Genomic DNA, 26,631 nt, shown 5'->3' on the forward strand with positions numbered 1-26,631 from the left:
GAGAAGCGTGGCGTCCCAGGCAGGATTTGAACCTGCAACCTTCCCCTTAGGAGGGGGATGCTCTATCCAATTGAGCTACTGAGACATTTTGCCGGGCCTGGAGGCCGAGCGACAGGACGGCGAGCATCTTAACCAGCGGGATGCCGTTTGTCATGCCTGGATCGCCAGCAGGCGAATTTTCTGACGACAATGGCGGCCTCTTCGCGGGTGAACCCGCTCCAGGTATGCCGCCGATTTCATGAACGGTGAAGTTCCTGCAGGAGAGGGTTTATCGGGGCGCCGAACCGCCACGAAGAGGCCGGCGGCGACACCTTCAGTTGCGGATCACCCCTTCACTCTCCAACAGCTCGATCAGCGCCTCGACAGCAACCTCCAACGCGTCCGAATTATCCAACCGATGCACATCCGTCTCTACCTCGCCCTGCAGCGAGGCGCCCCGCGCCAAGCGTTGCTCCACCTGCGCCGCGTTTTCTCGCCCGCGGGCGAGCAGGCGCTGACGCAAGATCTCCGGGCGTACTTCAAGACGAATCGCCACCAGGTCCGGATAGCGCTGGCGCGCCTCGCCAAGGTACGCCCGGGAACCATTCACCAGCACCACATGCCCGTCCGCGAGCCATTGGTCGACTTGCGCGGGTATCCCATAATCCAGGCCATTGGCCCGCCAGTGCATGGCGAACTCACCCGCTGCAAGCATCGCCTCGAAGACCTCCGGGGTGACGCCTTGTGCAGCTTCGCCTTTGGATTCGGCCGAGCGGGTGATGACTCGCCGGGCAATTTTCACCCCGGCAGCGGCCAGGCGAGGACGGGCTGCATCGATTAGCGAATCCTTACCCGAGCCGGAAGGTCCCACCAAAAATATCAGGCGTGCTGAATGGAAACAGCTATCGCTTGCATCATGTTGCATAGCCACTATGCTCTATGAGAGAAAACCCGCGCATTCTAGGGCTTTTCCGGGACCTTTGCTGCGTTTTACCCATTTTTGACGGCAAACGGCTGACGGTAAGGTAGGCCGGGTTGATGTGAAACTTTTCAAACCAGTGCTCATTTCTGATAATTGGTACTGGCAAAAAGCCTGTACCCAGCTCACTATTAGTCACAGAATTGACGCCAATGAAACGGCGACCCTGGCAAAATGAACCGCCTATTTTTCATCTCGGTTGAACATTTTGTCGTCGCCACGGTCGTACTTCCATCTCGTGCGGCCAATTTTAGAACCGCTTTCCCCTGAACCAGATATCCGGTCAATTTATATGCGCCCAATGAAACAGGCTATTTATTCGAGCCGCACCGCTGACAAGTTCGTCGTCCGCCTGCCAGACGGGATGCGTGAGCGCATTGCCGAGGTAGCGCGCAACCATCACCGCAGCATGAACTCCGAGATCATCGCGCGCCTGGAACAGAGCCTTATCCAGGAAGGTGCGTTGGGTGACGAGCTGAGCATGCGCCTGGACAGCCCAGAGCTTTCCTTGCATGAACGCGAGTTGCTGCAACGCTTCCGCCAACTCTCCCACCGCCAGCAGAACGCCCTGGTGGCCCTCATCGCTCACGATGTGGAAATGGCCGCCGACGCCTCCTGAGGCTTTCAGCGAGCAAACAAAAAGCCAGCGCAAGCTGGCTTTTTTGTACCTGTCGCCAGGGGCGCAGCGCCCCCCTGCCGTTGGGCTACAGCAGGAACAACGTCGCCAGCCCGAGGAAGATGAAGAAACCACCGCTGTCGGTCACCGCGGTAATCATCACACTCGAACCCATCGCCGGATCTCGCCCCAGGCGCGTCAGGGTCATCGGGATCAACACGCCCATCAGCGCGGCCAGCAGCAGGTTCAAGGTCATTGCCGCGGTCATCACCACACCCAGCGACCAACTGCCGTACAGCCAGAACGCCACCGCACCGATCACCCCACCCCAGATCAGGCCATTGAGCAGCGAGACCGCCAACTCCTTGCGCATCAGGCGGCTGGTGTTGCCGGGCGACACCTGGTCGAGCGCCATGGCCCGCACGATCATGGTGATGGTCTGGTTGCCGGAGTTACCACCGATGCCCGCCACGATCGGCATCAACGCCGCAAGGGCCACCAGCTTCTCGATGGAGCCTTCGAAGAGGCCAATCACTCGCGAAGCCACGAAGGCGGTTATCAGGTTGATGGCCAACCAGGCCCAGCGGTTGCGCAGCGAACGCCAGACCGAGGCGAAGATGTCTTCTTCCTCGCGCAGACCAGCCATGTTCAGCACTTCGCTTTCGCTTTCCTCCCGGATCAGGTCGACCATCTCATCGATGGTCAGTCGGCCGATCAGGCGATCGCTCTTGTCCACCACCGGTGCAGAGACCAGGTCGTAACGCTCGAAAGCCTGGGCCGCGTCGTAGGCGTCTTCGTCCGGGTGGAACGACACGGGGTCGGTGGCCATGACTTCCGCCACCTTCTTCTCCGGATCGTTGACCAGCAGACGCTTGATCGGCAGCACACCCTTGAGGATGCCTTCGTAATCGACCACGAACAGCTTGTCGGTGTGGTTCGGCAACTCCTTGAGGCGACGCAGGTAACGCAGGACCACCTCGAGGCTGACGTCTTCGCGGATGGTCACCATCTCGAAGTCCATCAGCGCGCCAACCTGCTCCTCGTCGTAGCTCAACGCCGAGCGAACACGCTCACGCTGCTGGGCATCGAGGCTTTCCATCAACTCATGGACGACGTCACGCGGCAGTTCCGGCGCCAGGTCCGCCAGTTCGTCGGCGTCCATTTCCTTGGCCGCAGCCAACAGTTCGTGATCGTCCATGTCGGCGATCAGCGACTGGCGAACGGAATCGGAGACTTCAAGGAGGATGTCGCCATCACGATCCGAGCGCACCAACTGCCAGACCGTCAGGCGGTCTTCCAGGGGCAAGGCTTCGAGGATATAGGCGATGTCGGCGGGGTGAAGGTCGTCGAGCTTGCGCTGCAGCTCTACGAGGTTCTGGCGGTGAACGAGGTTTTCAACCAAGTCCTGATGCTGGCCTTCCTGGCGATGCGTGACGTCTTCGACGACACGGTGGCGCTGCAGCAGATCGACCACCTGAGCCAGGCGATCCTGCAGGCTGTCTTGGCCTTTTTTTACTTCTACTTCGGTCATAGGCGAACTCCACTCCCAGCAGCGGAGCACGCCGGGAGAATCAATCTGTCAGATCAAGCTGTATGAATCGTGTTAAGGAGTAACTACTGGGTAAGTCCATGGTGGTATTCCACAAGCCCCGGCGGGGCTGACGGGCGCAATCATACACTGCCTTAGCGGTCAGATCGCTTAAAATTTTGGCCAGAACAATCGTTTGCGCGATAAAGGTGTGACAACGCGTTAAGCCAACAGTGCGACGATTGCCGTGACGTTGAAAGCACATTGGCTGGACGCTGGCGTTAGGCCGCGCAGCGGCGCCGACCGTCCATCCTCAGTAGCTACAGGAGAGCTTAGTTGCAGATCGATGACAATTCAGCGAAACGGAAAAACAAAAAGCCCGCTCAAATGAGCGGGCTTCTTGATTGTATGGCGGACTCAGCAGGATTCGAACCTGCGACCGCTCGGTTCGTAGCCGAGTACTCTATCCAGCTGAGCTATGAGTCCGTGGTGGTAGTTTTAGACCAGATTACCACTGGTTTATTGAAGCGTCTTTGCAAGCAGAGCCACTTCAAAAGTGGCGGACTCAGGAGGATTCGAACCTCCGACCGCTCGGTTCGTAGCCGAGTACTCTATCCAGCTGAGCTATGAGTCCGTAGTTGGTAGTTTTAGACCAGATTACCACTGGTTGAATGGGTTGCTTCGCTTTCCAAAACCGCCCATTAAATGGCGGACTCAGGAGGATTCGAACCTCCGACCGCTCGGTTCGTAGCCGAGTACTCTATCCAGCTGAGCTATGAGTCCGTGTCTTGCCGCGCATTATAGTTCGCTGAATCGTTTTGCCAAGTACTTTTTCGTTTAATTTCAACGAGTTAGCTAACTTGACCGTTTACAGCGCCCTACACGAAAAATGGCGGTGAAGGGGGGATTCGAACCCCCGATACCCTTATGAGGTATACTCCCTTAGCAGGGGAGCGCCTTCGGCCACTCGGCCACCTCACCGCAACACGAGGCGAATATTAAACACAGCTCCCCTCGTTTGCAACCCTTTTTTTTAAAAAAACTTCAAAAAAATTAAAGGGTTGGCTCTTCGTCCTTCTCTTTCTTGATCCGCAGGTAGATTTCTTCGCGGTGAACGGCCACTTCCTTGGGCGCACTGACACCGATGCGCACCTGGTTGCCTTTGACGCCGAGTACCGTCACGGTGATCTCGCCATCCCCAATGATCAGGCTCTCGGCGCACCGACGAGTCAGAATCAACATAGCTTTCTCCTCACGCAAAACATTCAGGGACCACAGTCTGTAGGGAACAGGGCCTGGTCGTGGACGACGACACCGGCCCCAAGGCCATCACGCAAGGCAGGACAGGGCCTGCGCGGTAGCCAGAAACGCGAAGGGCGCGGCTAAGCCGCGCCCTCCTGGCAGCGACTTACTCACCCTGTCGGGCAGGTGCGTCGAGCTCGAAGGCGGTGTGCAGGGCTCGCACGGCCAGTTCCAGGTACTTCTCCTCGATCACCACCGAGACCTTGATCTCGGAGGTGGAGATCATCTGGATATTGATGCTCTCCTTGGCCAGGGCCTCGAACATGCGGCTGGCAACGCCCGCGTGGGAGCGCATGCCAACGCCGACGATCGACACCTTGGCGATCTTGGTATCGCCACTCACTTCACGCGCGCCGATTTCACGGGCGGTGTTTTCCAGCACGGCGTAGGCCTTCTCGTACTCGTTGCGGTGTACGGTGAAGGTGAAGTCGGTGGTGTTATCGTGCGCGACGTTCTGCACGATCATGTCCACTTCGATGTTCGAAGCGCTGATCGGGCCGAGGATCTTGAAGGCAACGCCCGGGGTATCCGGCACGCCACGAATGGTCAGCTTGGCCTCATCACGGTTGAAGGCGATACCGGAAATGATCGGCTGTTCCATGGATTCCTCTTCATCAATGGTAATGAGGGTACCCGGACCCTCCTTGAAGCTGTGCAGCACGCGCAGCGGAACGTTGTACTTGCCGGCGAACTCGACCGAGCGGATCTGCAGCACCTTGGAGCCGAGGCTGGCCATTTCCAGCATCTCTTCGAAGGTGATCTTCTCCAGGCGGCGCGCCTGTGGCACGACACGCGGGTCGGTGGTGTAGACACCATCGACGTCGGTGTAGATCTGGCACTCGTCGGCCTTGAGCGCCGCCGCCAGGGCAACACCCGTGGTGTCGGAGCCGCCACGGCCCAGGGTGGTGATGTTGCCGTGCTCATCGACACCCTGGAAACCAGCCACCACGACCACGCGACCGGCCTTGAGGTCGGCGCGGATCTTCTGGTCGTCGATCTGCAGGATGCGCGCCTTGTTGTGCGCGCTGTCGGTGAGGATGCGCACCTGGTTGCCGGTGTAGGACACAGCCGGCACGCCACGCTTCATCAGGGCCATCGCCAGCAGGGCGATGGTGACTTGCTCACCGGTCGACACGATCACGTCCAGTTCGCGCGGAACTGGCTGATCGGTAATTTGCTTGGCCAGGTCGATCAGGCGATTGGTTTCACCGCTCATGGCTGACAGCACGATCACCAGGTCGTCGCCCGCCTCACGGTGTTTCTTGACCTTTTCGGCTACCTGCTCGATCCGCTCGATGGAACCGACAGAGGTGCCGCCAAATTTCTGTACGATCAACGCCATTTCAATGGTGCCTCAGCCCATACAGGGCCCCAAAAAAACCATCCAACATGAAGGAGCCGGCGACTAGACCGCCGGCCCCTTCATCTCAAAGTCCCTGCTCTGCGAATGGCACGGCCAGTGCCAGGGCATTGTCCAGCGCAGCGACGTCGACGCCGCCACCCTGGGCCATGTCCGGACGGCCACCGCCCTTGCCACCCACTGCCGCAGCGGCTTGTTTCATCAGGTCGCCAGCCTTGAGTTGGCTGGAGAGGTCCTTGGTCACGCCGGCCACCAGCACGACCTTGCCCTCATGCTCGCTGCCCAGCAGGATCACTGCGTGGCCGAGCTTGTTCTTCAACTGATCGACCAGGGCCAGCAAGGCCTTGCCATCCTGCCCATCCAGGCGAGCGGCAAGCACCTTGGCGCCCTTGACCTCAACGGCCGCGTTGGAGAGATCGTCCCCAGCGGCGCTGGCGGCCTTGGCCTGCAGCTGCTCCAGCTGCTTTTCCAGCTGGCGGTTGCGCTCGAGCACAGCCGACAGCTTGTCGATCAGGTTGTCACGGTTGCCCTTGACCAGTTGCGCGGCTTCCTTGACCTGCTCTTCGGCAGCGTTCAGGTAAGCCAGCGCGGCGGCGCCGGTCACCGCTTCGATACGACGTACGCCAGAGGCCACGCCGCCTTCGCTGATGATCTTGAACAGGCTGATATCGCCGGTGCGCTTGGCATGGATACCGCCGCACAGCTCGACGGAGAAGTCACCGCCCATGCTCAGTACGCGCACGGTGTCGCCGTACTTCTCGCCGAACAGGGCCATGGCGCCCTTGGCCTTGGCGGTTTCGATATCGGTCAGCTCGGTTTGCACCGGCGTGTTCTTGCGCACTTCGCTGTTGACGATTTCTTCCAGGGCCTTGATCTGCGCAGGCGTCACCGCCTCGAAGTGGCTGAAGTCGAATCGCAGGCGCTGGCTGTCGACCAGCGAGCCTTTCTGCTGCACGTGCTCGCCCAGAACCCGGCGCAGCGCTTCGTGCAGCAGGTGGGTGGCGGAGTGGTTCAGCGAAGTGGCGTGCTGGACGTCGGCATCGACCTTGGCTTCGACCGGCGTACCGATCAGCAGCGCACCGCTGGCGACCACGCCGTGGTGCAGGAAGGCACCACCGGTCTTGGTGGTGTCGCGTACGTCGAAGCGCACGGCGCCGGACTGCAGGTAACCGCTGTCGCCGACCTGGCCGCCGGACTCGGCGTAGAACGGGGTGCGATCGAGGACCACGACGCCCTCCTCGCCTTCACCCAGTTGGTCAACCGACTGGCCGTCCTTGTACAGGGCGATGACCTTGCCCTGGCCTTCGGTGGCTTCGTAGCCGAGGAATTCGGTGGCGGTGTCGACCTTGACCAGGCTGTTGTAGTCCATGCCGAAGGCGCTGGCGGAACGGGCACGCTCACGCTGGGCGTCCATCTCGCGCTCGAAACCGGCTTCGTCGATGGTCAGCTCGCGCTCACGGGCGATGTCGGCGGTCAGGTCCATGGGGAAGCCGTAGGTATCGTAGAGCTTGAACACCACGTCGCCCGGAACCACGTTGCCCTTGAGTTGGGCCAGGTCCTGTTCGAGGATGCGCAGGCCCTGCTCCAGGGTCTTGGCGAATTGCTCTTCTTCTGCCTTGAGCACGCGCTCGATGTGCGCCTGCTGGCTCTTGAGCTCAGGGAAGGCCTCACCCATCTCCGCCACCAGGGCAGCGACGATCTGGTAGAAGAAGCTGCCCTTGGCGCCCAGCTTGTTGCCGTGGCGGCAAGCGCGGCGAATGATGCGGCGCAGCACGTAGCCGCGGCCTTCATTGGACGGCAGCACGCCATCGGCGATCAGGAAACCGCAAGAACGGATATGGTCGGCGACGACTTTCAGCGAAGCCTGCTCGTCGTTGCTGCAGCCGATGGCCTTGGCCGCTGCGCTCAGCAGGTTCTGGAACAGGTCGATCTCGTAGTTCGAATGCACGTGCTGCATCACCGCACTGATGCGCTCCAGGCCCATGCCGGTATCCACCGAAGGCGCTGGCAGCGGGTGCAGGACGCCATCGGCGGTGCGGTTGAACTGCATGAAGACGTTGTTCCAGATCTCGATGTAGCGGTCGCCGTCTTCTTCAGGCGAGCCGGGCGGGCCACCCCAGATGTCAGCGCCGTGATCGTAGAAGATCTCGGTGCATGGGCCGCACGGGCCGGTGTCGCCCATGGTCCAGAAGTTGTCGGAGGCGTACGGGGCGCCCTTGTTGTCGCCGATGCGCACCATGCGCTCGGCCGGCACGCCGACTTCCTTGGTCCAGATGTCGTAGGCTTCGTCGTCGCTGGCGTAAACCGTGACCCACAGCTTTTCCTTGGGCAGGTTCAGCCATTTGTCGGAGGTCAGGAAGGTCCAGGCGAAGGTGATCGCGTCGCGCTTGAAATAGTCGCCGAAGCTGAAGTTGCCCAGCATTTCGAAGAAGGTATGGTGGCGCGCAGTGTAGCCGACGTTTTCCAGGTCGTTATGCTTGCCGCCAGCGCGGACGCACTTCTGGCTGCTGACAGCCCGGGTGTAGGCGCGCTTTTCCTGACCGAGGAAGCAGTCCTTGAACTGGTTCATGCCGGCGTTGGTAAACAGCAGGGTCGGGTCATTGCCCGGAATCAGGGAGCTGGAGGCAACTCGGGTGTGTCCCTGCTCTTCGAAGAAGCGAAGGAAGGCTTCACGGATTTCTGCGCTTTTCATAGGTTCTTCCACGGAAACGGCGGCCCAGAGGGCAAACGCGTCGACGAAACGACGGCAAAGGGCCGCATTATATCGGTCCTGCAGTCTCGGTGCAGTGTGTTTATGCGATAGAAAGCGTCGAATGCTCGCTTTTTCGGGCTGTTGAAGGCGAAACCGACATCAGCCGATGCTAAGGCCTGGGTTTCGTCACTGGCAAGCCAATTACCGCCCAAGGGAAGGGAAAATGGAACAGGCGGTGAATTAAAAGGTTTTCATGGGATTGCTCAGCCGAGCAACTGCCCCGAATCCGGCACGATCAGAATACCGGCGCGCAAGCCGTTCTTAACCTTAGGGTTAGGAAAGATGATCCGCGCGCCCTCCTCCTCGACCACCCAGCGCATTTCCGCCAGGTCCTCGGCCAACAGATAACCCTTGCTCAGCTCGGAGAAGTTCTCGATATCCGCCGGCAGGTGCAGGTGGAAACTGTCGCTGTGCTTGATGATCTCGCGGGCAACGCTGAACAGCTTCAAGCCGTCCAGCGACCCCTCGTCCTCAGGCTCGGTACCCTCGATGATCCGGATCAGCCGCTCTTCGAGCTTGTCCAGATTGACCTGCTCGTTCTGCCCGAACGGCCGCGCCTTGCCCAACTCCAGGGTGAAGGCCTCGGCATCGAGCTGTTCGTAGGTGAAGGCACTGAAGGTGATGGACGACTTGCTTTGCAGCAGCACCGCCTCCATGCCGGCCGCGGCCAGGCGGGCCAGTTCGCGACGGGAATGCTTGCGCCCCTCTTTATAAGGGTACAGGGCGAATTGCTCGATCTTCGAGCCACGGATGGCAGTGTGCAGGTCGTAGTGCAGCCGGGTGCGTTCAGGCTTGCTGAAGAACACCCGGGCGAACTGTTCGAGTTCGGCGGCACGCAAGGCCTCGAAACCGCTGGAAAGCTCGTGGCGACCATTGAACAGACGGTTGATATCCTGCTCGATGAAGCGTTCGCCCTTGCGGATCGCCGCCGGGTTGCCGAACAGGAACAATACCCGCGCACAGGGCTTGATCTTGCCGTTGGCCACGCCATGCAACAGCCGCTCGAGCAATTCGATCGGTGCCGTCTCGTTGCCATGAATACCTGCCGACAACAGCAGGTCCAGGCCGTTGTCGAGGTTTTCCGGGGGCCGCACTTCCAGCGCGCCCTCCCCCAGCCAGCGCAAACGCACGCCCTTGGGTGTCACTTGGGTCTTCTCGGCCGGTTCGTGATCGGTGAGGGTCAGCTCAAGCAGTTTTCCAAGGGCGAGCATAGGCGCTTCCTTAGTGGTGGTGGCCGCAATCCGGACCGTGGACGTGATCGTCGTCTTCACCCACCTCGGCCGGTTCCATCTCCAGTTGCAGGCTGACCAGGTTGGTGGCCATCGGACGCAGCAGCAGGTTGGCGTACTCGACATCGCCTTCCTCGACATCCACACCGATCAGCAACTGACCGCGGCCATCTTGCTGGATCCATACTTCCTTGCCTTGCCAGACCACGGCGAAACGGGTGCAGGAGGTTTCCAGCTGGGTGCCGTCGTGGTCTTCGAGGATCAGGCGCAGGGCATCGGTCATTACATTCACTCTCTTCAAGGTTGGCGTTGGAACGGATAGACCGAACCCAACTGCAGTATCTGAGTCAGCTCATCCAGCGCCGTGCGGCACTCGACCAGCAATTGCGGGTCGGCAAGGTCCGCTTCGCCGAGGCGGTCGCGGTAGTGCTTGTCGACCCACTGCACGAGCGTCTCGTACAGTGGCGCGGTCATGATAACGCCTGGATTGACCGCTGCCAGTTCGGATTCCTTCAACGCCACCCGCAAACGCAGGCAAGCCGGCCCACCACCGTTCTGCATGCTCTGCTTGAGGTCGAACACCTTGACCTCGCACACCGGACCGCCCTGGCGAGTCAACTGCTCCAGGTACTGCCAGACCCGTTCGTTGTTACGGCACTCTTCCGGCACCACCAGCAACATCGAGCCATCGTCGCGGCTGAGCAGTTGGCTGTTGAACAGGTAGGAGCGCACCGCGTCCTCCACCGCCACCGCCGCCCGAGGTACCTGGATGGCCTGGAAACGGCCACCCTTGTTGGCCAGTTTAGCCTGCAGTTGGCCGAGCACCGCATCGCTGTCGAGGAAAGCGTCCTCGTGGTGGAACAGCACCTCACCGTTACCCACCGAAATCACATCGTTGTGGAATACGCCCTGGTCGATCACGGCCGGGTTCTGTTGAGCGTAGACCACCCCATCGTCGCGCAGGCCATGCAGCCTGGCCACGGCCTGGGAGGCTTCGAGGGTCTGGCGCGCCGGGTACTTTTGCGGCGCCGGGTAGCGACTGTCGAAGGCGCTGCGCCCATAGACGAAGAACTCCACCCCAGGCTCGCCGTATTCGCGACAGAAACGCGTGTGGTTGGCCGCTCCTTCGTCACCGAACTGCGCCACCGCCGGCAATGCCGGGTGGTGGGCGAAGTGCCGGTCATCGGCGAACATCGCCGCCAATACGCGGCTTGTAGTGGGGTGCTCGATGCTGCGGTGGTATTTGCAGTTGAGGTTGGCGGCGGTGAAGTGCACGCGCCCATCGGCCGTGTCGGCGCTGGGGCTCACGGTAGCGGCGTTGGCCACCCACATGCTCGACGCCGAGCAGCTGGCGACCAGCAGTGGCATGGCCTCGCGCGCGGCACGCTGGATGACTTCGCCATCGCTCCCGGCGAAGCCCAGGCGACGCAGGGCAGCCACGTCTGGGCGCTCCTGAGGGGCGATCACGCCCTGCTTGAAGCCCATGTCGACCAGGGCCTTCATCTTCGCCAGGCCCTGACGCGCGGCCTCACGGGGGTTTGAGGCCTGCTGGCTATTGCTCTGCGAGGCCACGTTGCCGTAGGACAGGCCGCCATAGTTGTGGGTGGGCCCTACCAGGCCATCAAAATTTACTTCGTAGGATCTCATCGGCAAGGCTCCGGGACCTGTTGTTATAGGGTGATGCCCGGCGTCAGGGTCGCCGGCAGGGCAAGGCTGGCAGCCTCCAGCGAAGCCACGGGGTAGGCGCAGTAGTCGGCGGCGTAGTAGGCGCTGGCACGGTGGTTGCCGCTGGCGCCCACGCCACCGAACGGCGCGCTGCTGGCAGCACCGGTCAGTTGCTTGTTCCAGTTGACGATGCCGGCGCGACTGCGCAGCCAGAAGTACTGGTAACGGGCATGCGAATCGGAAAGCAGCCCGGCGGCGAGGCCGTACTGGGTATCGTTGGCCTCATCGATCGCAGCGTCGAAGTCGCTGTAGCGGATCACCTGCAGCAAGGGGCCGAAGAATTCCTCGTCGGGGCGCTCGGCCACGCCACTGACATCGACGATCCCGGGTGTCAGCAGGGCGGCATCGGCCTGCGGCTGGGTCATCGCCAGCAATGCCAGCCCGCCTTTGCCCAGCAAGTCGGCCTGGGCCGCGAGCAATGCCCGGGCAGCCTCCAGCGAGATCACCGAGCCCATGAATGGCGCGGGCTGCTGGTCGAAGGCGCCCACCGTGATACTGCGGCATACCTCGACCAACCGGGTCAGCAAGGCATCGCCCCAGCTCCCCTGCGGAACCAGCAGGCGACGTGCGCAAGTACAACGCTGGCCAGCGGAAATGAACGCCGACTGAATGATGGTATACACCGCCGCGTCGATATCCTTGACCTGATCGACCAGCAACGGGTTGTTGCCGCCCATCTCCAGGGCGAGGATCTTGTCCGGACGCCCGGCGAATTGCTGGTGCAGCAGATTACCGGTGCGGCTGGAGCCGGTGAAGAACAGGCCGTCGATACCAGGGTTGGCCGCCAGCGCCATGCCGGTCTCACGGGCACCCTGGACCAGATTGAGCACGCCGGCCGGCAAACCAGCGGCAATCCAGCAATTGACCGTCAGCTCGGCGACCTTGGGCGTCAGCTCGCTAGGTTTGAACACCACGCAATTGCCGGCCAGCAATGCCGGCACGATGTGCCCGTTGGGCAGATGGCCGGGGAAGTTGTACGGGCCGAACACGGCCACCACGCCATGTGGCTTGTGCCGCAGCACGGCGCTGGCATCGCCGAGCGGGCCGCTTTTCTCACCGGTGCGCTCGCGGTAGCTCTGCACCGAGATCGCCACCTTGTTGACCATGCTGGTGACTTCGGTCGCCGCTTCCCACAGGGGCTTGCCGGTTTCCTCACCAATGCAGTGGGCCAATGCGTCGGCATGCGCCTTGAGCTGCTCGGCAAACGCTTCGAGCACGGCGATACGCGCCTCCAGGCTCAGTTGCGCCCAGGCCGGGAACGCATGACGTGCAGCCTGCACGGCCGCCTCGACCTGGGCGGCGTCTGCGCCCTGCCCCTGCCAGACCAGCGCCTGGCTGACCGGATTCAACGACTGCAAGGCGACGCCCTGCCCTGCCTGCCACTGGCCTGCGATGTAGTGGGTGGACATTTACTGACCCTCCCGGCTCGCTGAAAGCGGCACGGCCCGCACGTTGTCGCCCGCGCCCATGCGCAGGCGCTTGGCGGTCGCCGGGTCGACCACCAAGGTACCGGCGGCCAGGCGAGCCGGTGCTGCGGTGATGCGGCAGTCGTCGCGCTTGCGGTTATGGATGATGTACGGCGTGGCATCGTCGCCCGGTGTGCCCACGGCCAGCACCAGGGTCTGGCTGTCACGCACCGCGCGGACCTTGGCGGTCTCGCACTCGATGGCGGGGCCGGCGTCGAAGATATCGACATAGCCCTGGTAGCTGAAGCCTTCCTGCTTGAGCATCGCCAGCGCAGGCTCGGTATCGGTGTGCACGCGCCCGATCACGCTGCGCGCAGCCTCGGAGAGGAAGCAGGTGTACAGCGGGAACTTGGGCATCAGCTCGGCGATGAACGACTTGTTACCCACGCCGGTCAGGTAGTCGGCCTGGCTGAATTCCATCCTGAAGAAGTGCCTGCCCAGGCTCTCCCAGAACGGCGAGCGGCCATGCTCGTCGGACATGCCGCGCATCTCGGCGATGATCTTGTTGCCGAACAACTCGGGGAACTCGGCGATGAACAGCATCCGCGCCCGCGACAGCAGCCGACCGTTGAGCCCGCAGCGGTGATCGCTGCGCAGGAACAACGAGCACAGCTCGGAGTTGCCGGTCAGATCGTTGGCCAGGAACAGGGTCGGGATCTCACGGTAGATGTTCAGCTCCTGGGAGGCGCTGACGGTAAGGCCGACCCGGTAGTTGTACCAAGGCTCGCGCAGGCCCACGGCGCCGGCGATGGCACTGATGCCGACCACCAGGCCCTCGTCGTTCTCCAGCACGAACAGATAGTCGGTGTCGCCGCGCTCGGCCTCGCCACGGAAGCTCTTCTCGGCCCAGCCTACGCGATGGCCGAGGCGCTCCTCGTTGGCCGGCAGGGAGGTCAACCCGGTGGTGCCGGTGCTGCGTGCCAATTCGATCAGCGCGGGTAAATCGCTGCTGCGTACAGGACGAACGATCATGCTATCTCCTTGTGCGCGGCTTTTCGCCAGCGCGAAACTCTCTATACCTGGGGCACCGACGACCCGATATCAGACCGCGACCAGGCGCACGCTGGCACCCTCGCCCACTCCCAGCGCCTCGGCCGCAGCGCTGTCGAGGCTGACCGGTTTGCCCGGCACCCAGTCGAGCTCCAGCAGTACGGCGCGGTAGTCCTGCAACAAGCCGTTGCACACCAGGTACGGCCGGCCGCCCTTGCTCGGCGCATCCTCGAGCTTGACCGGTACTACGCGACTCTGGGCGATCGAGCGGATGCCCGAGGTACGCGCATGCAGGGTCGGACCGCCGTCGAAGATGTCGATGTAGTGCTCGGTTTCGAAGCCGTCGCGCATGAGGATGTCGAAGGTGATCTGCGCACGCGGGTGCACCTGGCCCATGGCTTCCTGGGCCGCGTCCGGCAGCAGCGGCACGTAGATCGGGTAGTGCGGCATCAGCTCGGCGAGGAAGGTGCGGCTCTTAAGCCCACACAGGCGCTCGGCATCGGCATAGTTGAGGTCGAAGAAGTTGCGCCCGATGGCATCCCAGAATGGCGACTCGCCCTGCTCGTCGCTGTAGCCGACGATCTCGGTGACCACCGAATCGGCGAAACGCTCCGGATGCGAGGCCATGAACAGCAAGCGTCCGCGGGAATTGAGCTCGGCCCAGCCACTGCCCACCAGCTCCGGCAATACGTAGAAGCTGGTCAGGAGACTGTTGCCGGTGAGGTCATGGCACAGCGATAGCACATGGATCTTGTTGTGGATCTTCAGCTCGCGAGAGGCATGCACGAAGGTTTCGTTACGAAAGCTGTAGAACGGCTCGGAATAACCCGCCGAGGCGACGATGGCGGAGCAACCGGCGAGCTTGCCGGTCTCGCTGTCCTCGAGCACGAAAAAATAGGTTTCTTCACCGTTGAAAATGACTTCGGCGGCGAAGGAAGTTTCCGAGGCGGCGATCTTGTCGCCCAGCCGGGCGGTATCGTCCGGCAGCGAGGTGACACCAATGGGGCTGTCGGCAGCCATGCGCTGCACATCGTTCAGATCAGCCATTTGCGCGGGGCGCATCACCAGCATGGTGTCACTCCTTTCGGGTCAGCGTGCCGAAAGACTCGACACGGAAAAACGGCGGGTGCGGCAGCAACCTGCCAACACGCACCCACTCTGGAAATCGGTATCGCCGGCCCCCCTAAGGCGCCGGCGAACAGGCATCAGCCTTGAACCAGCTTGGCCACGGCGCGCTCGAAGCGGTCCAGGCCTTCATCGATGTCAGCATCCTCGACCACTAGGCTCGGGGCGAAGCGCACCACATCCGGGCCTGCCTGCAGCACCATCACGCCTTCCTGCTCGGCGGCGTTGAGCACGTCCTTGGCCTTGCCCTGCCAGGCTTCGGTCAGCACGCAGCCGATCAGCAGGCCGACACCACGCACCAGGGAGAACAGGTTGTACTGCTGGCCGATCCGCTCCAGGCGAGCCTTGAAGCGCTCGTGCTTGGCCTTGATGCCAGTCAGGGTCTCGGGGGTGTTGATCACATCCAGTACCGCGCAGGCTACCGCGCAACCCAGCGGGTTGCCGCCATAGGTGGTGCCGTGGGTACCGGGGACGAAATGCTTGGCCAGTTCGCTGGTGGTGAGCATGGCGCCGATCGGGAAGCCGCCACCCAGGCTCTTGGCACTGGTGAGGATGTCGGGGGTCACGCCGTAGTGCTGATAGGCATACAGCGAACCGGTGCGGCCAACGCCAGTCTGCACTTCATCGAAGATCAGCAGGGCATTGTGCTCGTCGCACAGCTTGCGGGCGCCTTCCAGGTAGGCCTTGTCGGCCGGCACCACGCCGCTCTCGCCCTGGATCGGCTCGATCACCACCGCGCAAGTCTTGTCGGAAATCTGCGCCTTTAGGGCTTCCAGGTCGTTGTACGGCACATGGCTGATGCCGGTGATCTTCGGCCCGAAACCGTCGGAGTACTTGGGTTGGCCACCGACGCTGACGGTGAACAGGGTGCGCCCGTGGAAGCTGTTCACGGTGGCGATGATTTCGTGCTTGTCCGGCCCGAAACGGTCATGGGCGACGCGACGGGCCAGCTTGAAGGCGGCCTCGTTGGACTCGGCACCGGAGTTGCAGAAGAAGGCGCGGTCGGCGAAGGTCGCGTCCACCAGTTTGTGCGCCAGACGCAGGGCCGGCTCGTTGGTGAACACGTTGGACACGTGCCAGAGGGTGTTGGCCTGCTCGGTCAGGGCCTTGACCAGCGCCGGATGGCAATGGCCCAGGGCGTTCACCGCGATGCCGCCGGCGAAGTCGATCAGCTCGCGGCCCGACTGGTCCCAGACTCGCGAACCCTCGCCTCGCACAGGGATGAAGGCCGCCGGAGAATAGTTGGGAACCATGACCTGGTCGAAATCGGCACGTTGCACCGGGGCTTGCTCAACGGACATCTGAGTCTCCTGAAGAGGAACGCTGGCCTCGAAGTGGCGAGCGATGGGGGGATTGTAAGGACTGATCCGCGCCTGTCCTTGCGGCCAAGCGACAACTTGTTACAGCGCAAAACCCCAGTTTCACCGAGGTTTTCGGCAATGCGACAAACTTTGTCGCAATCGCGCAGTGTACGGGAGAGAGGGGGCTGGGTGAACGGGTGTTCACATTAGAAATGCATTGCCGATACCGGCCTCTTCGCGGCGGGTCGGCGCGAAGAGGCCGGTACAGAGGAAGAGAAGGTCAGCCCTTGTCGACAGGCGACGAGCTCAACTCGAACGGGCTGCTGCTACGCCGCTGGTTGCGGTCTTCACGCGGCGTGGCACCAAAGAAATTGCGGTAGGCACTGGAGAAGTGCGGCCCGGAGGAAAACCCGCACGAAAGCCCGATCTGGATGATCGACTTGCTGGTCTGCATCAGCATCTGCCGCGCCTTGTTCAGGCGCAGCTCCAGGTAATACTGGCTAGGCACGCGATTGAGGTACTGCTTGAAGATGCGCTCCAACTGCCGACGCGACACGCAAACGTGCTGGGCGATCTCGTCGGTGGTCAACGGCTCTTCGATGTTGGCTTCCATCAACAGCACCGCCTGGGTCAGCTTGGGATGGCTCGAACCCAGGCGATTCTGCAGGGGAATACGCTGACGCTCACCCCCCTCGCGGATACGCTCGACCACCAGTTCCTCGGACACCGCCCCGGCAAGCTCTGCGCCATGATCACGCGCCAGCACCGCCAGCAACAGGTCGGTCACCGCCATGCCACCGCAGGCCGTCAGGCGATCACGGTCCCAGTCGAACAGGTGGCTGGTGGCGATCACCTTGGGGAAGCGCTCGGCAAAATCATCCTGCCAGCGCCAATGCACTGCGGCGCGGTAGCCATCGAGTAGCCCGACCAAGGCCAGCGGATAGACCCCAGCCGACAGCCCGCCGATCATGCAGCCACTGCGCGCAAGCTGCTTGAGCGCGGCGGACAGCGTCGAACCTACCGCCAGAGGCGCCTCGTCGGCCAGCAGGAACAGCTTCTGGAACCCCTCCAGGCGGCCACTCCAGGGCTCTCCTGGCAAACGCCAGGCGCCCTCGCTGGCCGGTTCGGCCTGCAGGAACACCAGTTCGTAGGCCACTTCCGGATGCACCTGCTGGGCCACCTGCAGGACTTCTTCGGCCAGCGCCAAGGTCAGGGGCTTGGTGCTGGGCCAAATGAGAAAACCGATTCGCTGGGTGGTCATAAGGTACGGTCCGAAACCTGAGGTCGTTCGAGTCTGTGGCGCCCGAAGCATGCCGCGCCCGCTGCGCAGCATGCCCTATTCTGGTGCAAAGCGGCAGCCTTTACTTCAGGCTACCGGAAAGGAACTGCCGCAGGCGCTCCGATTGCGGGTTGGCCAGCACCTCTCGCGGGCAACCACGCTCTTCCACCAACCCCTGGTGCAGGAATACCAGCTGGTTGGACACCTCGCGGGCGAAGCCCATTTCGTGAGTCACCACCACCATGGTACGGCCTTCCTGGGCCAGCGCCTGCATGACCTTGAGCACATCGCCCACCAGCTCGGGATCGAGTGCCGAGGTCGGCTCGTCGAACAGCATCACCTCTGGCTCCATGGCCAGGGCGCGGGCGATCGCCACCCGCTGCTGCTCGCCGCCGGACATGTGCCCAGGGAAGGCGTCCTTGCGATGAGCCACGCCAACCTTGGCCAGGTAGTGCTCGGCCTTTTCCAGCGCCTCTTTCTTGTTCACGCCCAGCACGTGTACCGGCGCCTCGATCACGTTTTCCAATGCGGTCATGTGCGACCACAGGTTGAAGTGCTGGAACACCATCGACAGGCGCGAGCGCATGCGCTGCAGTTGCCGCGGGTCGGCCGCCTTGAGCGCGCCGTCCTTGCCGGGCACCAGCTTGAGCGCTTCATTGTTGAGCAGGATCTTGCCCGCGTGCGGCTGCTCGAGCAGGTTGATGCAACGCAGGAACGTCGATTTGCCCGAACCACTGGAGCCGATGATGCTGATCACATCGCCTGCCTTGGCCGCCAGGGACACGCCCTTGAGCACTTCATGGCTGCCATAGCGCTTGTGCAGGTCTTGGACTTCGAGTTTGTACATGCTGTCGGTTCTCACAGAGCGTTCAGTGCTTGCGCGGCGCCAGGTAGCCGAGCCAGCGGCGTTCGGCCATCTTGAACAGGCGCACGAGGATGAAGGTCAGGCACAGGTAGAACACGCCCGCCGTGATGTAAGCCTCGAAAGGCAGGTAGTACTGAGCATTGACCGTACGCGCCGCGCCGGTGATGTCGATCAGGGTGACGATCGACGCCAGGCTGGTGGTCTGCAGCATCATGATCACTTCGTTGCTGTACTGCGGCAACGCCCGGCGCAGGGCCGAGGGCAGCAGGATGCGCCGATACATCTTCATGCGCGACATGCCCATGGCCTTGGCCGCTTCGATCTCGCCATGGGGCGTGGCCTTGAGGCTGCCGGCGATGATTTCCGCGGTGTAGGCACTGGTGTTGACGGCGAAGGCCAGGCAGGCACAGAAGGTAGCGCTGGACAGCAGCGGCCAGAACACACTGTTGCGCACCGCCTCGAACTGGGCCAGGCCATAGTAGATCAGGAACAACTGCACCAGCATCGGCGTGCCGCGGATCACGTAGGTGTAGAGCCAGGCCGCAAGATTCACCAGCGGCTGCTTGGACACCCGCATCAGACCCAGCGGAATCGCCGCCAGCAAGCCGAAGAACAGCGACAGCGCCAGCAGCTTGAGCGTGGTCAGCAGCCCGCCGAGGTACAGTGGCATGGCCTCCCAGACCACGTTGTAGTCGAAGATCATAGCTCAGCCACCTTGACGCCCACCGAGTAGCGGCGCTCGAGATACTTCAGGGCCAGCAGCGAGACACTGGTGAGCACCAGGTACAGCGCGGCCACCGCCAGGAAGAAAGTGAAGGGTTCGCGGGTGGCATCGGCCGCCTGCTTGGCCTTGAACATCATGTCCTGCAGGCCCACCACCGAAATCAACGCCGTGGCCTTGGTCAGGACCAGCCAGTTGTTGGTGAAGCCCGGGATGGCCAGGCGAATCATCTGCGGCACCTGGATGCGGAAGAACACCTGGCGCGCGCTCATGCCGTAGGCCACGCCAGCCTCGGCCTGGCCCTTGGGAATACCGAGAAACGCACCACGGAACGTTTCCGACAGGTAAGCGCCGAAAATGAAGCCCAGGGTACCGATTCCCGCCGCCAGCGGATTGAGGTCGATGTAGTCCTCATAGCCGAGCAGCGGCGCCACCCGGTTGATGATGTCCTGCCCGCCGTAGAAGATCAGCAGGATCAGGACCAGATCCGGGATGCCACGAATCACCGTGGAATACAGATCGCCCAGCCAGGCCAGCCAGCGCACAGGCGACAAGCGCAGCGCCACGCCAATCAGGCCGAGCACGATGGCCAGGGCCATCGACGACAGGGCGAGCTGTAGCGTCAGCCACGCCCCATCGAGGATGACTGCCCCGTAGCCTTTCAACATGATGAGGTCCTCGACCTAGACAATGAAAAATGGTGCAAACCTCAGCGTCCCTGCTGTTTGCACCATTGCACAGGTGGAGCCAGACGTATTACTTGGAGTCTGGACCGTAGATGTCGAAGTTGAAGTACTTCTTCTCAATCTCTTTGTACTTGCCGTTGGCACGGATCGCGTCGATGGCGGCATTGATGCGATCGGCATTGACCGTGTCGCCCTTGCGCACGGCGATGCCGACGCCATCACCGAAGTACTTCACGTCGGTGAACGACGGCCCGACGAAGGCGAAGCCCTTGCCGGCGTCAGTCTTCAGGAAACCATCCTCGAGCAGCGTGGCATCGGCCACGGTGCCGTCCAGGCGGCCAGCGGCGACGTCCAGGTAGATTTCGTTCTGGGTGCCGTAAGGCACGACAGTGGCGCCCTTGGGAGCCAGCACTTCCTTGGCGAAGCGGTCGTGGATCGAGCCACGCTGCACGCCGATCTTCTTGCCCTTGAGTTCATCCAGGCTATCGCCGACCACGGTGCCTTCCTTCATCACCAGGCGTGCCGGGGTCAGGTAGTAGCGCTTGGTGAAGTCGACCGACTTCTTGCGATCCTCGGTGATCGACATGGACGACAGGATGGCGTCGATCTTGCGCACCTTAAGTGCCGGGATCAGGCCGTCGAACTCCTGCTCGACCCAAGTGCACTTGGCTTTCATCTCTTCGCACAAGGCATTGCCGATGTCGTAGTCGAAGCCGGCGATGCTGCCATCGGGCTGTTTGAAGGCGAACGGAGGGTAGGCGGCTTCGATACCAATTTTCAGCGGCTTTTCATCGGCCTGCGATACCAGGGAAAACACGGACAGCGCCAGAGCGCCAAGCAGTGCGAGCTTCTTCATCAGGTAACTCCATCGTAACGGGGCAATACAAGGCAGGGGTAACAGCTGCCCGACATGCGAATGGGTACAACGCGAGCCGCGGGGTATCGACCAAGGTCGCAGACCACGAGCGAGTGAATGGCATTTTAACGACAGCCCGGAAGTCGATATTTCTTGAAAGCGACAACTACTTATAGAAGCGCTAGAAACAGCGTGGGGCGAGGTTGACAGCCTCTGCAATATATGCAAGAGCCAAGGAATAGAACCTATAGAACTAGCAATTAACGGGCCTATTATTGGCAAAGCCTTGAACCACGGCAAGTGAAGCCTGCAGCCTTGTAAAAAAACCCTACAAAATCGCCCCACAACAGCACACCGATGTTTCCAGTCGCCCCGATCTCGTGCGAAAACGGTGACAGAAGAGTTACCGATGTCTGTCGGGTAACAGGAAAGCAAAAACCCCGCCCGGTTGCCTGGGCGGGGTTTTTCAATGCCGGCCATGGGCTGCCCAGAGGCAGCCGGGGCCTATCAGGCCGAAGCCAGGCTCATGGCCTTGTGCGTGTCGATCAGGTGCTGCACGACCCCCGGGTCGGCCAGGGTCGAGATATCGCCCAGCGCATCGTACTCACCGGTGGCAATCTTGCGCAGGATACGCCGCATGATCTTGCCCGAGCGGGTCTTGGGCAGGCCTGGCGCCCACTGGATGACGTCCGGCGAAGCGATCGGGCCGATTTCCTTGCGCACCCAGTTCTTCAGCTCCAGGCGCAGTTGCTCGCTCGGTTCCTCACCGGCATTGAGGGTGACGTAGACATAGATGCCCTGCCCCTTGATGTCGTGCGGCACACCCACCACCGCCGCTTCGGCCACCTTGCGGTGGGCGACCATGGCGCTTTCGATCTCGGCAGTACCCATGCGGTGGCCGGAAACGTTGAGCACGTCATCCACGCGACCGGTGATCCAGTAGTAGCCGTCCTCGTCGCGACGCGCACCGTCACCGGTGAAGTACATGCCCCGGAAGGTCTTGAAGTAGGTATCGACGAAGCGGTCATGGTCGCCGTACAGCGAACGTGACTGGCCTGGCCAGGAATCGAGGATCACCAGGTTGCCTTCGGCCGCGCCGTCGATCAGGTTGCCCAGGTTATCGACCAGTGCTGGCACCACACCGAAGAACGGACGGGTCGCCGAGCCAGGCTTGAGACCGGTGGCACCCGGCAGCGGGCTGATCAGGATGCCGCCGGTCTCGGTCTGCCACCAGGTATCGACGATCGGGCAGCGCTCCTTGCCCACGGTCTTGTAGTACCAGTTCCAGGCTTCGGGGTTGATCGGCTCACCCACCGAGCCCAGCAGGCGCAGGCTGGAACCATCGGCACCGGCCACGGCCGCCTCGCCTTCGGCCATCATGGCGCGAATGGCGGTCGGGGCCGTGTAGAGGATGTTGACCTTGTGCTTGTCGACGATCTTCGACACGCGGGTGATGTCCGGATAGTTCGGCACGCCTTCGAACAGCAGCGTGGTCGCGCCATTGGCCAGCGGACCATAGACGATGTAACTGTGGCCGGTGACCCAGCCCACGTCGGCGGTGCACCAGTAGACCTCGCCCGGGCGGTAGTCGAACACCCGCTCGTGGGTCAGCGCGGCGTATACCAGGTAGCCGCCGGTGGTGTGCAGCACCCCCTTGGGCTTGCCGGTGGAACCGGAGGTATAAAGGATGAACAGTGCTTCTTCGGCGCCCATTTCCTTTGGCGCGCAGTGGCTGGAGGCGACCTTCATCAGGTCCTCGTACCAGATGTCGCGGTGCTGGTGCCAGGCGATGTCGCCGCCGGTGCGCTTGCACACGATGATCTTCTGCACGCTGTTGGTTTCGGGGTTGGTCAGCGCCAGGTCGACGTTGCCCTTGAGCGGGGTACGACGGCCACCACGGACACCCTCGTCGGCGGTGATCACCACCTTGGACTTGCAGTCGATGATGCGCCCGGCCAGCGCCTCAGGGGAGAAACCACCGAACACCACCGAATGGATCGCACCGATGCGGGCACAGGCCAGCATGGCTACCACGGCCTCGGGAATCATCGGCATGTAAATGGTCACCACGTCGCCACGGTGCACGTCCTGCCCGCGCAGGGCGTTGGCGAACTTGCAGACCTGCTCGTGGAGCTCGCGGTAGGTGATGTTGCGGTGTTCGGAAGGGTCGTCGCCCTCCCAGATGATTGCCAGCTGGTCGCCGCGCTCTTCGAGGTGGCGGTCCAGGCAGTTGGAGGAAACGTTCAGAGTGCCGTCGGCGAACCACTTGATATCGACATGGTGGTCATCGAAGGAGGTCTGCTTGACCTTGCTGAAGGGCTTGATCCAGTCGAGACGCTGCGCCTGCTCGCGCCAGAATCCGTCCGGGTTGATCACCGATTGCTGGTACATGGCCTTGTAGGTGGCCTCGTCGGTCAGGGTAGTGGCCGCAACCTCGGGACGAACGGGATACAGTGGAGCCGCACTCATCTGTGTTACCTCGGTGTAATAGTTGTTTTTGTATGAAACCGTATGAATCGTTTGTAACTGTACCAGAGCGGGAAAATCCATTCGACGATGGTAGTAGCGCGACGCTGCGAACCGGCCCGGCTCTGGCGCGGGCCCTCTAGCCCGCGGGCGGCGGCTTGGCGAGGGGAAAAACCGGATGGCTTGCCGGGGGCGATTGTTACCGATTCTGTCAAAAGGCAAAAAAACTTTATCAAAACAGACTCTGTTTCCCGCAACTAACGGGGCATAAAATTGATCTCGCCAACAAGGCAAAGGCGATTAACAACTGGCAACAGCCCCCACGAAGGCAAACGTTAATCCCCCTCTAATCCCGATAGTTGAAACTTGGCTGTACTCGCGGCGCCACAAGCGCCGCGCACCCCATCACGACCTTAGACAGGTAAAATGAAAATGAAAGCTTTACTGGTATTGGTACTTGGCGGTTTTTGCGGCGCGGCACTGGCCGATGAAGCAAAAGATGTCGAGCAGATTCCGGTTGAACAATACAGCTACTCGCAACATCTGGACATCGCTCGCGTCATCTCCATGAGCGAAGTGCCAAATGTCTGCGAAGTAGTACCAGCCCGCATGACCTATGAAGACTCCAAGGGCCAGAAGCACATTCTCGAGTACCGCGTGATGGGTAACGGCTGCTCCAACGGCTGATCGCTGAATCGGGGCCCTGCTGCGGGGGCCCCTTCACCGCCCGAACGGCTGTAACTTGAAACGTGACCTGGATTCAATTAACGACACTTAATCCGCCGACTTGCCCACACCATATTCCCGTAACTTGTTGGCAATCGTCGTATGCGACACACCCAGTCTTTTCCCCAAAGCCCGGCTACTTGGAAACTCTGCCTGCAGACTTTCCAATACGGCCTTTTCAAATCGTCCGACAATCTGCGAAAGATCCCCATCCAGGGAAAACTCGCCCAAGGGTTGCCGTGCGCCATAATCTGGCAAACGAATATGTTCGCCTTTGACCACTCCGCCCTCGCATAACGAAACGGCCTGGAACAATACGTTTTCCAACTGCCGCACATTGCCTGGCCAGTGGTACTGGCCCAATTTGTCCATCGCCGAAGGTGCCAGACGGGGCAAGGCGCAGCCGATCTGCCGGCTGGCCTGGTCGAGAAAGTGCTGCACCAACCCTTCCAGGCCATCCATGCACTCACGCAGCGGCGGAATGTGCAGCGACAGCACATTGAGCCGGTGATACAGGTCCTGGCGGAACTCGCCGCGCGCGCACAATTCCGAAAGATCGACCTGGGTGGCGCAGATCACCCGCACGTCCAGGTAAACCTCCTCATCGCTGCCTACCCGGCGGAAGCACCCATCCTGCAGGAAGCGCAGCAGCTTCACCTGCAAACGCGGGCTCATCTCACCGACCCCATCGAGGAATAACGTTCCCCCCGCCGTCAGCTCCAGAAGCCCCAGCTTGCCTTCGGCACGCGCACCTTCGAACGCGCCGGGGCCGTAGCCGAACAACTCGGTCTCGGCCATGGATTCGGGCAAGCCGGCGCAATTGAGCGCCATCAACGGCGACTGTCCACGCGGGCTGGCCAGATGGCAGGCCCTGGCGAGCAATTCCTTGCCGGTGCCGGTCTCGCCCTCGATCAGCAATGGCGCATCCAGCGGCGCCATGCGCCGCGCCTCGCGCACCACCGCCGCCATCACCCGCGAACTCTGGAAAATACTGTCGAAGCCTCGCAGCTCCTGCTTGCGCACGTTGTAGATGCGCTCACCGATGCGGTCGGCGCGATGCAGGGTCAACACCGCGCCGGCCAGTGCCTCGCTGTCGTCATGCTCCGATTGCAACGGCGCGATATCGGCCAGGAACACATCGCCCTTGACCTTGATCCGCAGACCATTGATCCGCGACTTGTTGGCCCGCACCAGTTCGGGCAGGTCGAAATCCTCGACGTAACGCGACAGCGGCAGCCCCGGCACCTCGTCCACCCGCACGCCCAGCAACTGCGCCGCAGCGCGATTACCGGCAACGATGCTGCCGCCCATGTCGACCGATAGCACCGGAAACTCCAGCGCACCGAGCAAAGCGTTGAGCTCCATATGGCGGCGCTCGCTGGGCATCAAGCCCACGCGCTTGACGCCGAACACGCCGGCAATGGCCTCGAACCTGGGCCGTAGCGCCTGGAACTGCAGGTTGATCAGGTTCGGGCAATGCAGGTAGATGGCGTTACCGTGGTCGCCACCCACCTCGCCGCGCAGCACGTTGATGCCGTATTCCACCAACAGGTTGAGGATGTCGCGAAGGATGCCGATGCGGTTCTGGCAATGCACTTTGATACGCATGGAAGCTCTCGGGCGCGGACTTTTTTCGATCACGCGCAGAAAAGTCGTAAAGATAAGCTGACAATTTCCCACGAAATGCCAGCTGGATGCTGCAGATTTTCCGCCATCCAGGTCTTTTTGTAAAATAATCGTTACGAAATAGCGCCCAGAGGCTACCTGCTCGCAGTGCCCTGTCCCGTGCATTCCTCCCTGGCGGGGGTAATGTCTAATCATGTCGTGGACATAACAAGAAAGCCCTCACCAGGAGAGCCACATGAAACAGACGCAATACGTGGCACGCGAGCCCGATGCGCACGGTTTTATCGACTACCCGCAGCAGGAACACGCGGTGTGGAACACGCTGATCACCCGTCAGTTGAAGGTCATCGAAGGCCGAGCCTGCCAGGAGTACCTGGACGGCATCGACCAGCTCAAGCTGCCCCACGATCGCATTCCGCAGCTGGGCGAGATCAACAAGGTGCTGGCGGCCACCACTGGCTGGCAGGTTGCCCGCGTGCCGGCGCTGATCCCCTTTCAGACCTTCTTCGAGCTGCTGGCCAGCAAGCGCTTCCCGGTGGCGACGTTCATCCGCACCCCGGAGGAACTCGACTATCTGCAGGAGCCAGACATCTTCCACGAGATCTTCGGCCACTGCCCGCTGCTGACCAACCCCTGGTTCGCCGAATTCACCCATACCTATGGCAAGCTGGGCCTTGCCGCCAGCAAGGAACAGCGCGTTTACCTGGCGCGGCTGTACTGGATGACCATCGAGTTCGGCCTGATGGAGACCCCGCAAGGTCGCAAGATCTATGGTGGCGGCATCCTTTCCTCGCCCAAGGAAACCGTCTACAGCCTGTCCGGCGAGCCGGAGCACCAGGCCTTCGACCCGATCGAAGCGATGCGCACCCCGTATCGCATCGACATACTGCAGCCGCTGTACTTCGTGCTGCCGAACCTCAAGCGCCTGTTCGACCTGGCCCACGAAGACATCATGGGCATGGTCCAGCAAGCCATGCAGCTTGGCCTGCACGCGCCGAAGTTTCCGCCCAAGGCCGCCGCCTGAGCCGCCCCGACCACAACTCGAACGGAAGAC

At 61.8% G+C, this 26,631-nt stretch carries 22 protein-coding genes and 5 tRNA genes; 3 read left to right on the top strand and 24 right to left on the bottom strand.

Going from position 1 to position 26,631, the window contains the following annotated elements; translation table 11 throughout:
* Window positions 1-8: 8 nt before the first annotated feature.
* Window positions 9-85, bottom strand: a tRNA-Arg gene (locus E6B08_RS22025).
* 228 nt (window positions 86-313) lie between these two features.
* Window positions 314-904, bottom strand: a complete 591-nt coding sequence (gene phnN, locus E6B08_RS22030; protein ID WP_136915951.1) for a phosphonate metabolism protein/1,5-bisphosphokinase (PRPP-forming) PhnN — start codon at window positions 902-904, stop codon at window positions 314-316.
* Window positions 905-1,250: 346 nt separating this feature from the next.
* Here phnN and E6B08_RS22035 point away from each other — a divergent pair, with 346 nt between their 5' ends.
* Window positions 1,251-1,577 carry an Arc family DNA-binding protein gene (locus E6B08_RS22035; protein ID WP_003254499.1) on the top strand — a complete coding sequence of 109 codons (327 nt, stop codon included), beginning with the start codon at window positions 1,251-1,253 and terminating at the stop codon, window positions 1,575-1,577.
* Between the two features lie 85 nt (window positions 1,578-1,662).
* Here E6B08_RS22035 and mgtE read toward each other — a convergent pair whose 3' ends face one another.
* The 21 genes from mgtE to acs form a co-directional block, all read right to left on the bottom strand.
* Window positions 1,663-3,105, bottom strand: coding sequence for a magnesium transporter (mgtE, locus tag E6B08_RS22040; RefSeq protein ID WP_136915952.1), 1,443 nt, complete (start codon window positions 3,103-3,105; stop codon window positions 1,663-1,665).
* Between the two features lie 406 nt (window positions 3,106-3,511).
* Window positions 3,512-3,588: transfer RNA gene (locus tag E6B08_RS22045), tRNA-Arg, on the bottom strand.
* A gap of 71 nt (window positions 3,589-3,659) precedes the next feature.
* A tRNA-Arg gene (locus E6B08_RS22050) sits at window positions 3,660-3,736 on the bottom strand.
* 72 nt (window positions 3,737-3,808) lie between these two features.
* Window positions 3,809-3,885: transfer RNA gene (locus E6B08_RS22055), tRNA-Arg, on the bottom strand.
* A gap of 107 nt (window positions 3,886-3,992) precedes the next feature.
* Window positions 3,993-4,083 (bottom strand) — tRNA-Ser (locus E6B08_RS22060).
* 72 nt (window positions 4,084-4,155) lie between these two features.
* A complete protein-coding gene (gene csrA, locus E6B08_RS22065) occupies window positions 4,156-4,344 on the bottom strand; it encodes a carbon storage regulator CsrA (RefSeq protein ID WP_043209419.1) in 189 nt (62 codons plus the stop codon).
* Window positions 4,345-4,510: 166 nt separating this feature from the next.
* Complete coding sequence (locus E6B08_RS22070) at window positions 4,511-5,746, bottom strand: aspartate kinase (protein ID WP_136915953.1); 1,236 nt, start codon at window positions 5,744-5,746, stop codon at window positions 4,511-4,513.
* Between the two features lie 85 nt (window positions 5,747-5,831).
* Window positions 5,832-8,456: an alanine--tRNA ligase gene (gene alaS, locus E6B08_RS22075; RefSeq protein ID WP_136915954.1), complete on the bottom strand. Its 2,625-nt coding sequence runs from the start codon at window positions 8,454-8,456 to the stop codon at window positions 5,832-5,834.
* Window positions 8,457-8,719: 263 nt separating this feature from the next.
* Window positions 8,720-9,727, bottom strand: coding sequence for a succinylglutamate desuccinylase (gene astE / locus E6B08_RS22080; RefSeq protein ID WP_136915955.1), 1,008 nt, complete (start codon window positions 9,725-9,727; stop codon window positions 8,720-8,722).
* 10 nt (window positions 9,728-9,737) lie between these two features.
* Complete coding sequence (locus tag E6B08_RS22085) at window positions 9,738-10,028, bottom strand: topoisomerase II (protein ID WP_136915956.1); 291 nt, start codon at window positions 10,026-10,028, stop codon at window positions 9,738-9,740.
* 14 nt (window positions 10,029-10,042) lie between these two features.
* The gene (astB, locus tag E6B08_RS22090) at window positions 10,043-11,392 is read right to left on the bottom strand and encodes an N-succinylarginine dihydrolase (protein WP_136915957.1); all 1,350 of its coding nucleotides are present in this window, start codon (window positions 11,390-11,392) and stop codon (window positions 10,043-10,045) included.
* Window positions 11,393-11,415: 23 nt separating this feature from the next.
* Complete coding sequence (gene astD, locus E6B08_RS22095) at window positions 11,416-12,879, bottom strand: succinylglutamate-semialdehyde dehydrogenase (RefSeq protein ID WP_136915958.1); 1,464 nt, start codon at window positions 12,877-12,879, stop codon at window positions 11,416-11,418.
* Window positions 12,880-13,908, bottom strand: a complete 1,029-nt coding sequence (astA, locus tag E6B08_RS22100; protein ID WP_136915959.1) for an arginine N-succinyltransferase — start codon at window positions 13,906-13,908, stop codon at window positions 12,880-12,882.
* Between the two features lie 69 nt (window positions 13,909-13,977).
* A complete protein-coding gene (gene aruF / locus E6B08_RS22105) occupies window positions 13,978-14,997 on the bottom strand; it encodes an arginine/ornithine succinyltransferase subunit alpha (RefSeq protein ID WP_136915960.1) in 1,020 nt (339 codons plus the stop codon).
* 134 nt (window positions 14,998-15,131) lie between these two features.
* The gene (locus tag E6B08_RS22110; protein WP_136915961.1) at window positions 15,132-16,352 is read right to left on the bottom strand and encodes an aspartate aminotransferase family protein; all 1,221 of its coding nucleotides are present in this window, start codon (window positions 16,350-16,352) and stop codon (window positions 15,132-15,134) included.
* Between the two features lie 280 nt (window positions 16,353-16,632).
* Entirely contained in the window at window positions 16,633-17,613 is a 981-nt protein-coding gene (gene argR, locus E6B08_RS22120) for a transcriptional regulator ArgR (protein ID WP_136915963.1), read from the bottom strand.
* 100 nt (window positions 17,614-17,713) lie between these two features.
* Window positions 17,714-18,478 (bottom strand): ABC transporter ATP-binding protein, encoded by a 765-nt coding sequence (locus E6B08_RS22125; protein ID WP_136915964.1) that lies wholly within the window; start codon window positions 18,476-18,478, stop codon window positions 17,714-17,716.
* Window positions 18,479-18,500: 22 nt separating this feature from the next.
* On the bottom strand, window positions 18,501-19,199 hold the full coding sequence (locus E6B08_RS22130) for an ABC transporter permease (protein ID WP_136915965.1): 699 nt from the start codon (window positions 19,197-19,199) through the stop codon (window positions 18,501-18,503).
* Window positions 19,196-19,885 (bottom strand): ABC transporter permease, encoded by a 690-nt coding sequence (locus E6B08_RS22135; RefSeq protein ID WP_136915966.1) that lies wholly within the window; start codon window positions 19,883-19,885, stop codon window positions 19,196-19,198. Before E6B08_RS22135 ends, E6B08_RS22130 begins: the two co-directional genes overlap by 4 nt.
* A gap of 88 nt (window positions 19,886-19,973) precedes the next feature.
* The gene (locus E6B08_RS22140; protein WP_136915967.1) at window positions 19,974-20,759 is read right to left on the bottom strand and encodes an ABC transporter substrate-binding protein; all 786 of its coding nucleotides are present in this window, start codon (window positions 20,757-20,759) and stop codon (window positions 19,974-19,976) included.
* A 507-nt stretch (window positions 20,760-21,266) separates the two neighbouring features.
* Window positions 21,267-23,228: an acetate--CoA ligase gene (acs, locus tag E6B08_RS22145; RefSeq protein ID WP_136915968.1), complete on the bottom strand. Its 1,962-nt coding sequence runs from the start codon at window positions 23,226-23,228 to the stop codon at window positions 21,267-21,269.
* A 429-nt stretch (window positions 23,229-23,657) separates the two neighbouring features.
* Between acs and E6B08_RS22150 the strand changes: the two genes are divergently transcribed.
* The gene (locus tag E6B08_RS22150; protein ID WP_136915969.1) at window positions 23,658-23,912 is read left to right on the top strand and encodes a DUF2790 domain-containing protein; all 255 of its coding nucleotides are present in this window, start codon (window positions 23,658-23,660) and stop codon (window positions 23,910-23,912) included.
* Between the two features lie 87 nt (window positions 23,913-23,999).
* Here the strand turns inward: E6B08_RS22150 and E6B08_RS22155 are convergent, their stop codons facing one another.
* Window positions 24,000-25,559: a sigma-54-dependent transcriptional regulator gene (locus E6B08_RS22155; RefSeq protein ID WP_136915970.1), complete on the bottom strand. Its 1,560-nt coding sequence runs from the start codon at window positions 25,557-25,559 to the stop codon at window positions 24,000-24,002.
* A 253-nt stretch (window positions 25,560-25,812) separates the two neighbouring features.
* Between E6B08_RS22155 and phhA the strand changes: the two genes are divergently transcribed.
* Window positions 25,813-26,601, top strand: coding sequence for a phenylalanine 4-monooxygenase (gene phhA, locus E6B08_RS22160; protein WP_136915971.1), 789 nt, complete (start codon window positions 25,813-25,815; stop codon window positions 26,599-26,601).
* Window positions 26,602-26,631: the final 30 nt, after the last annotated feature.

The organism is Pseudomonas putida (assembly GCF_005080685.1).
Taxonomy (GTDB): Bacteria; Pseudomonadota; Gammaproteobacteria; order Pseudomonadales; family Pseudomonadaceae; genus Aquipseudomonas; species Aquipseudomonas putida_V.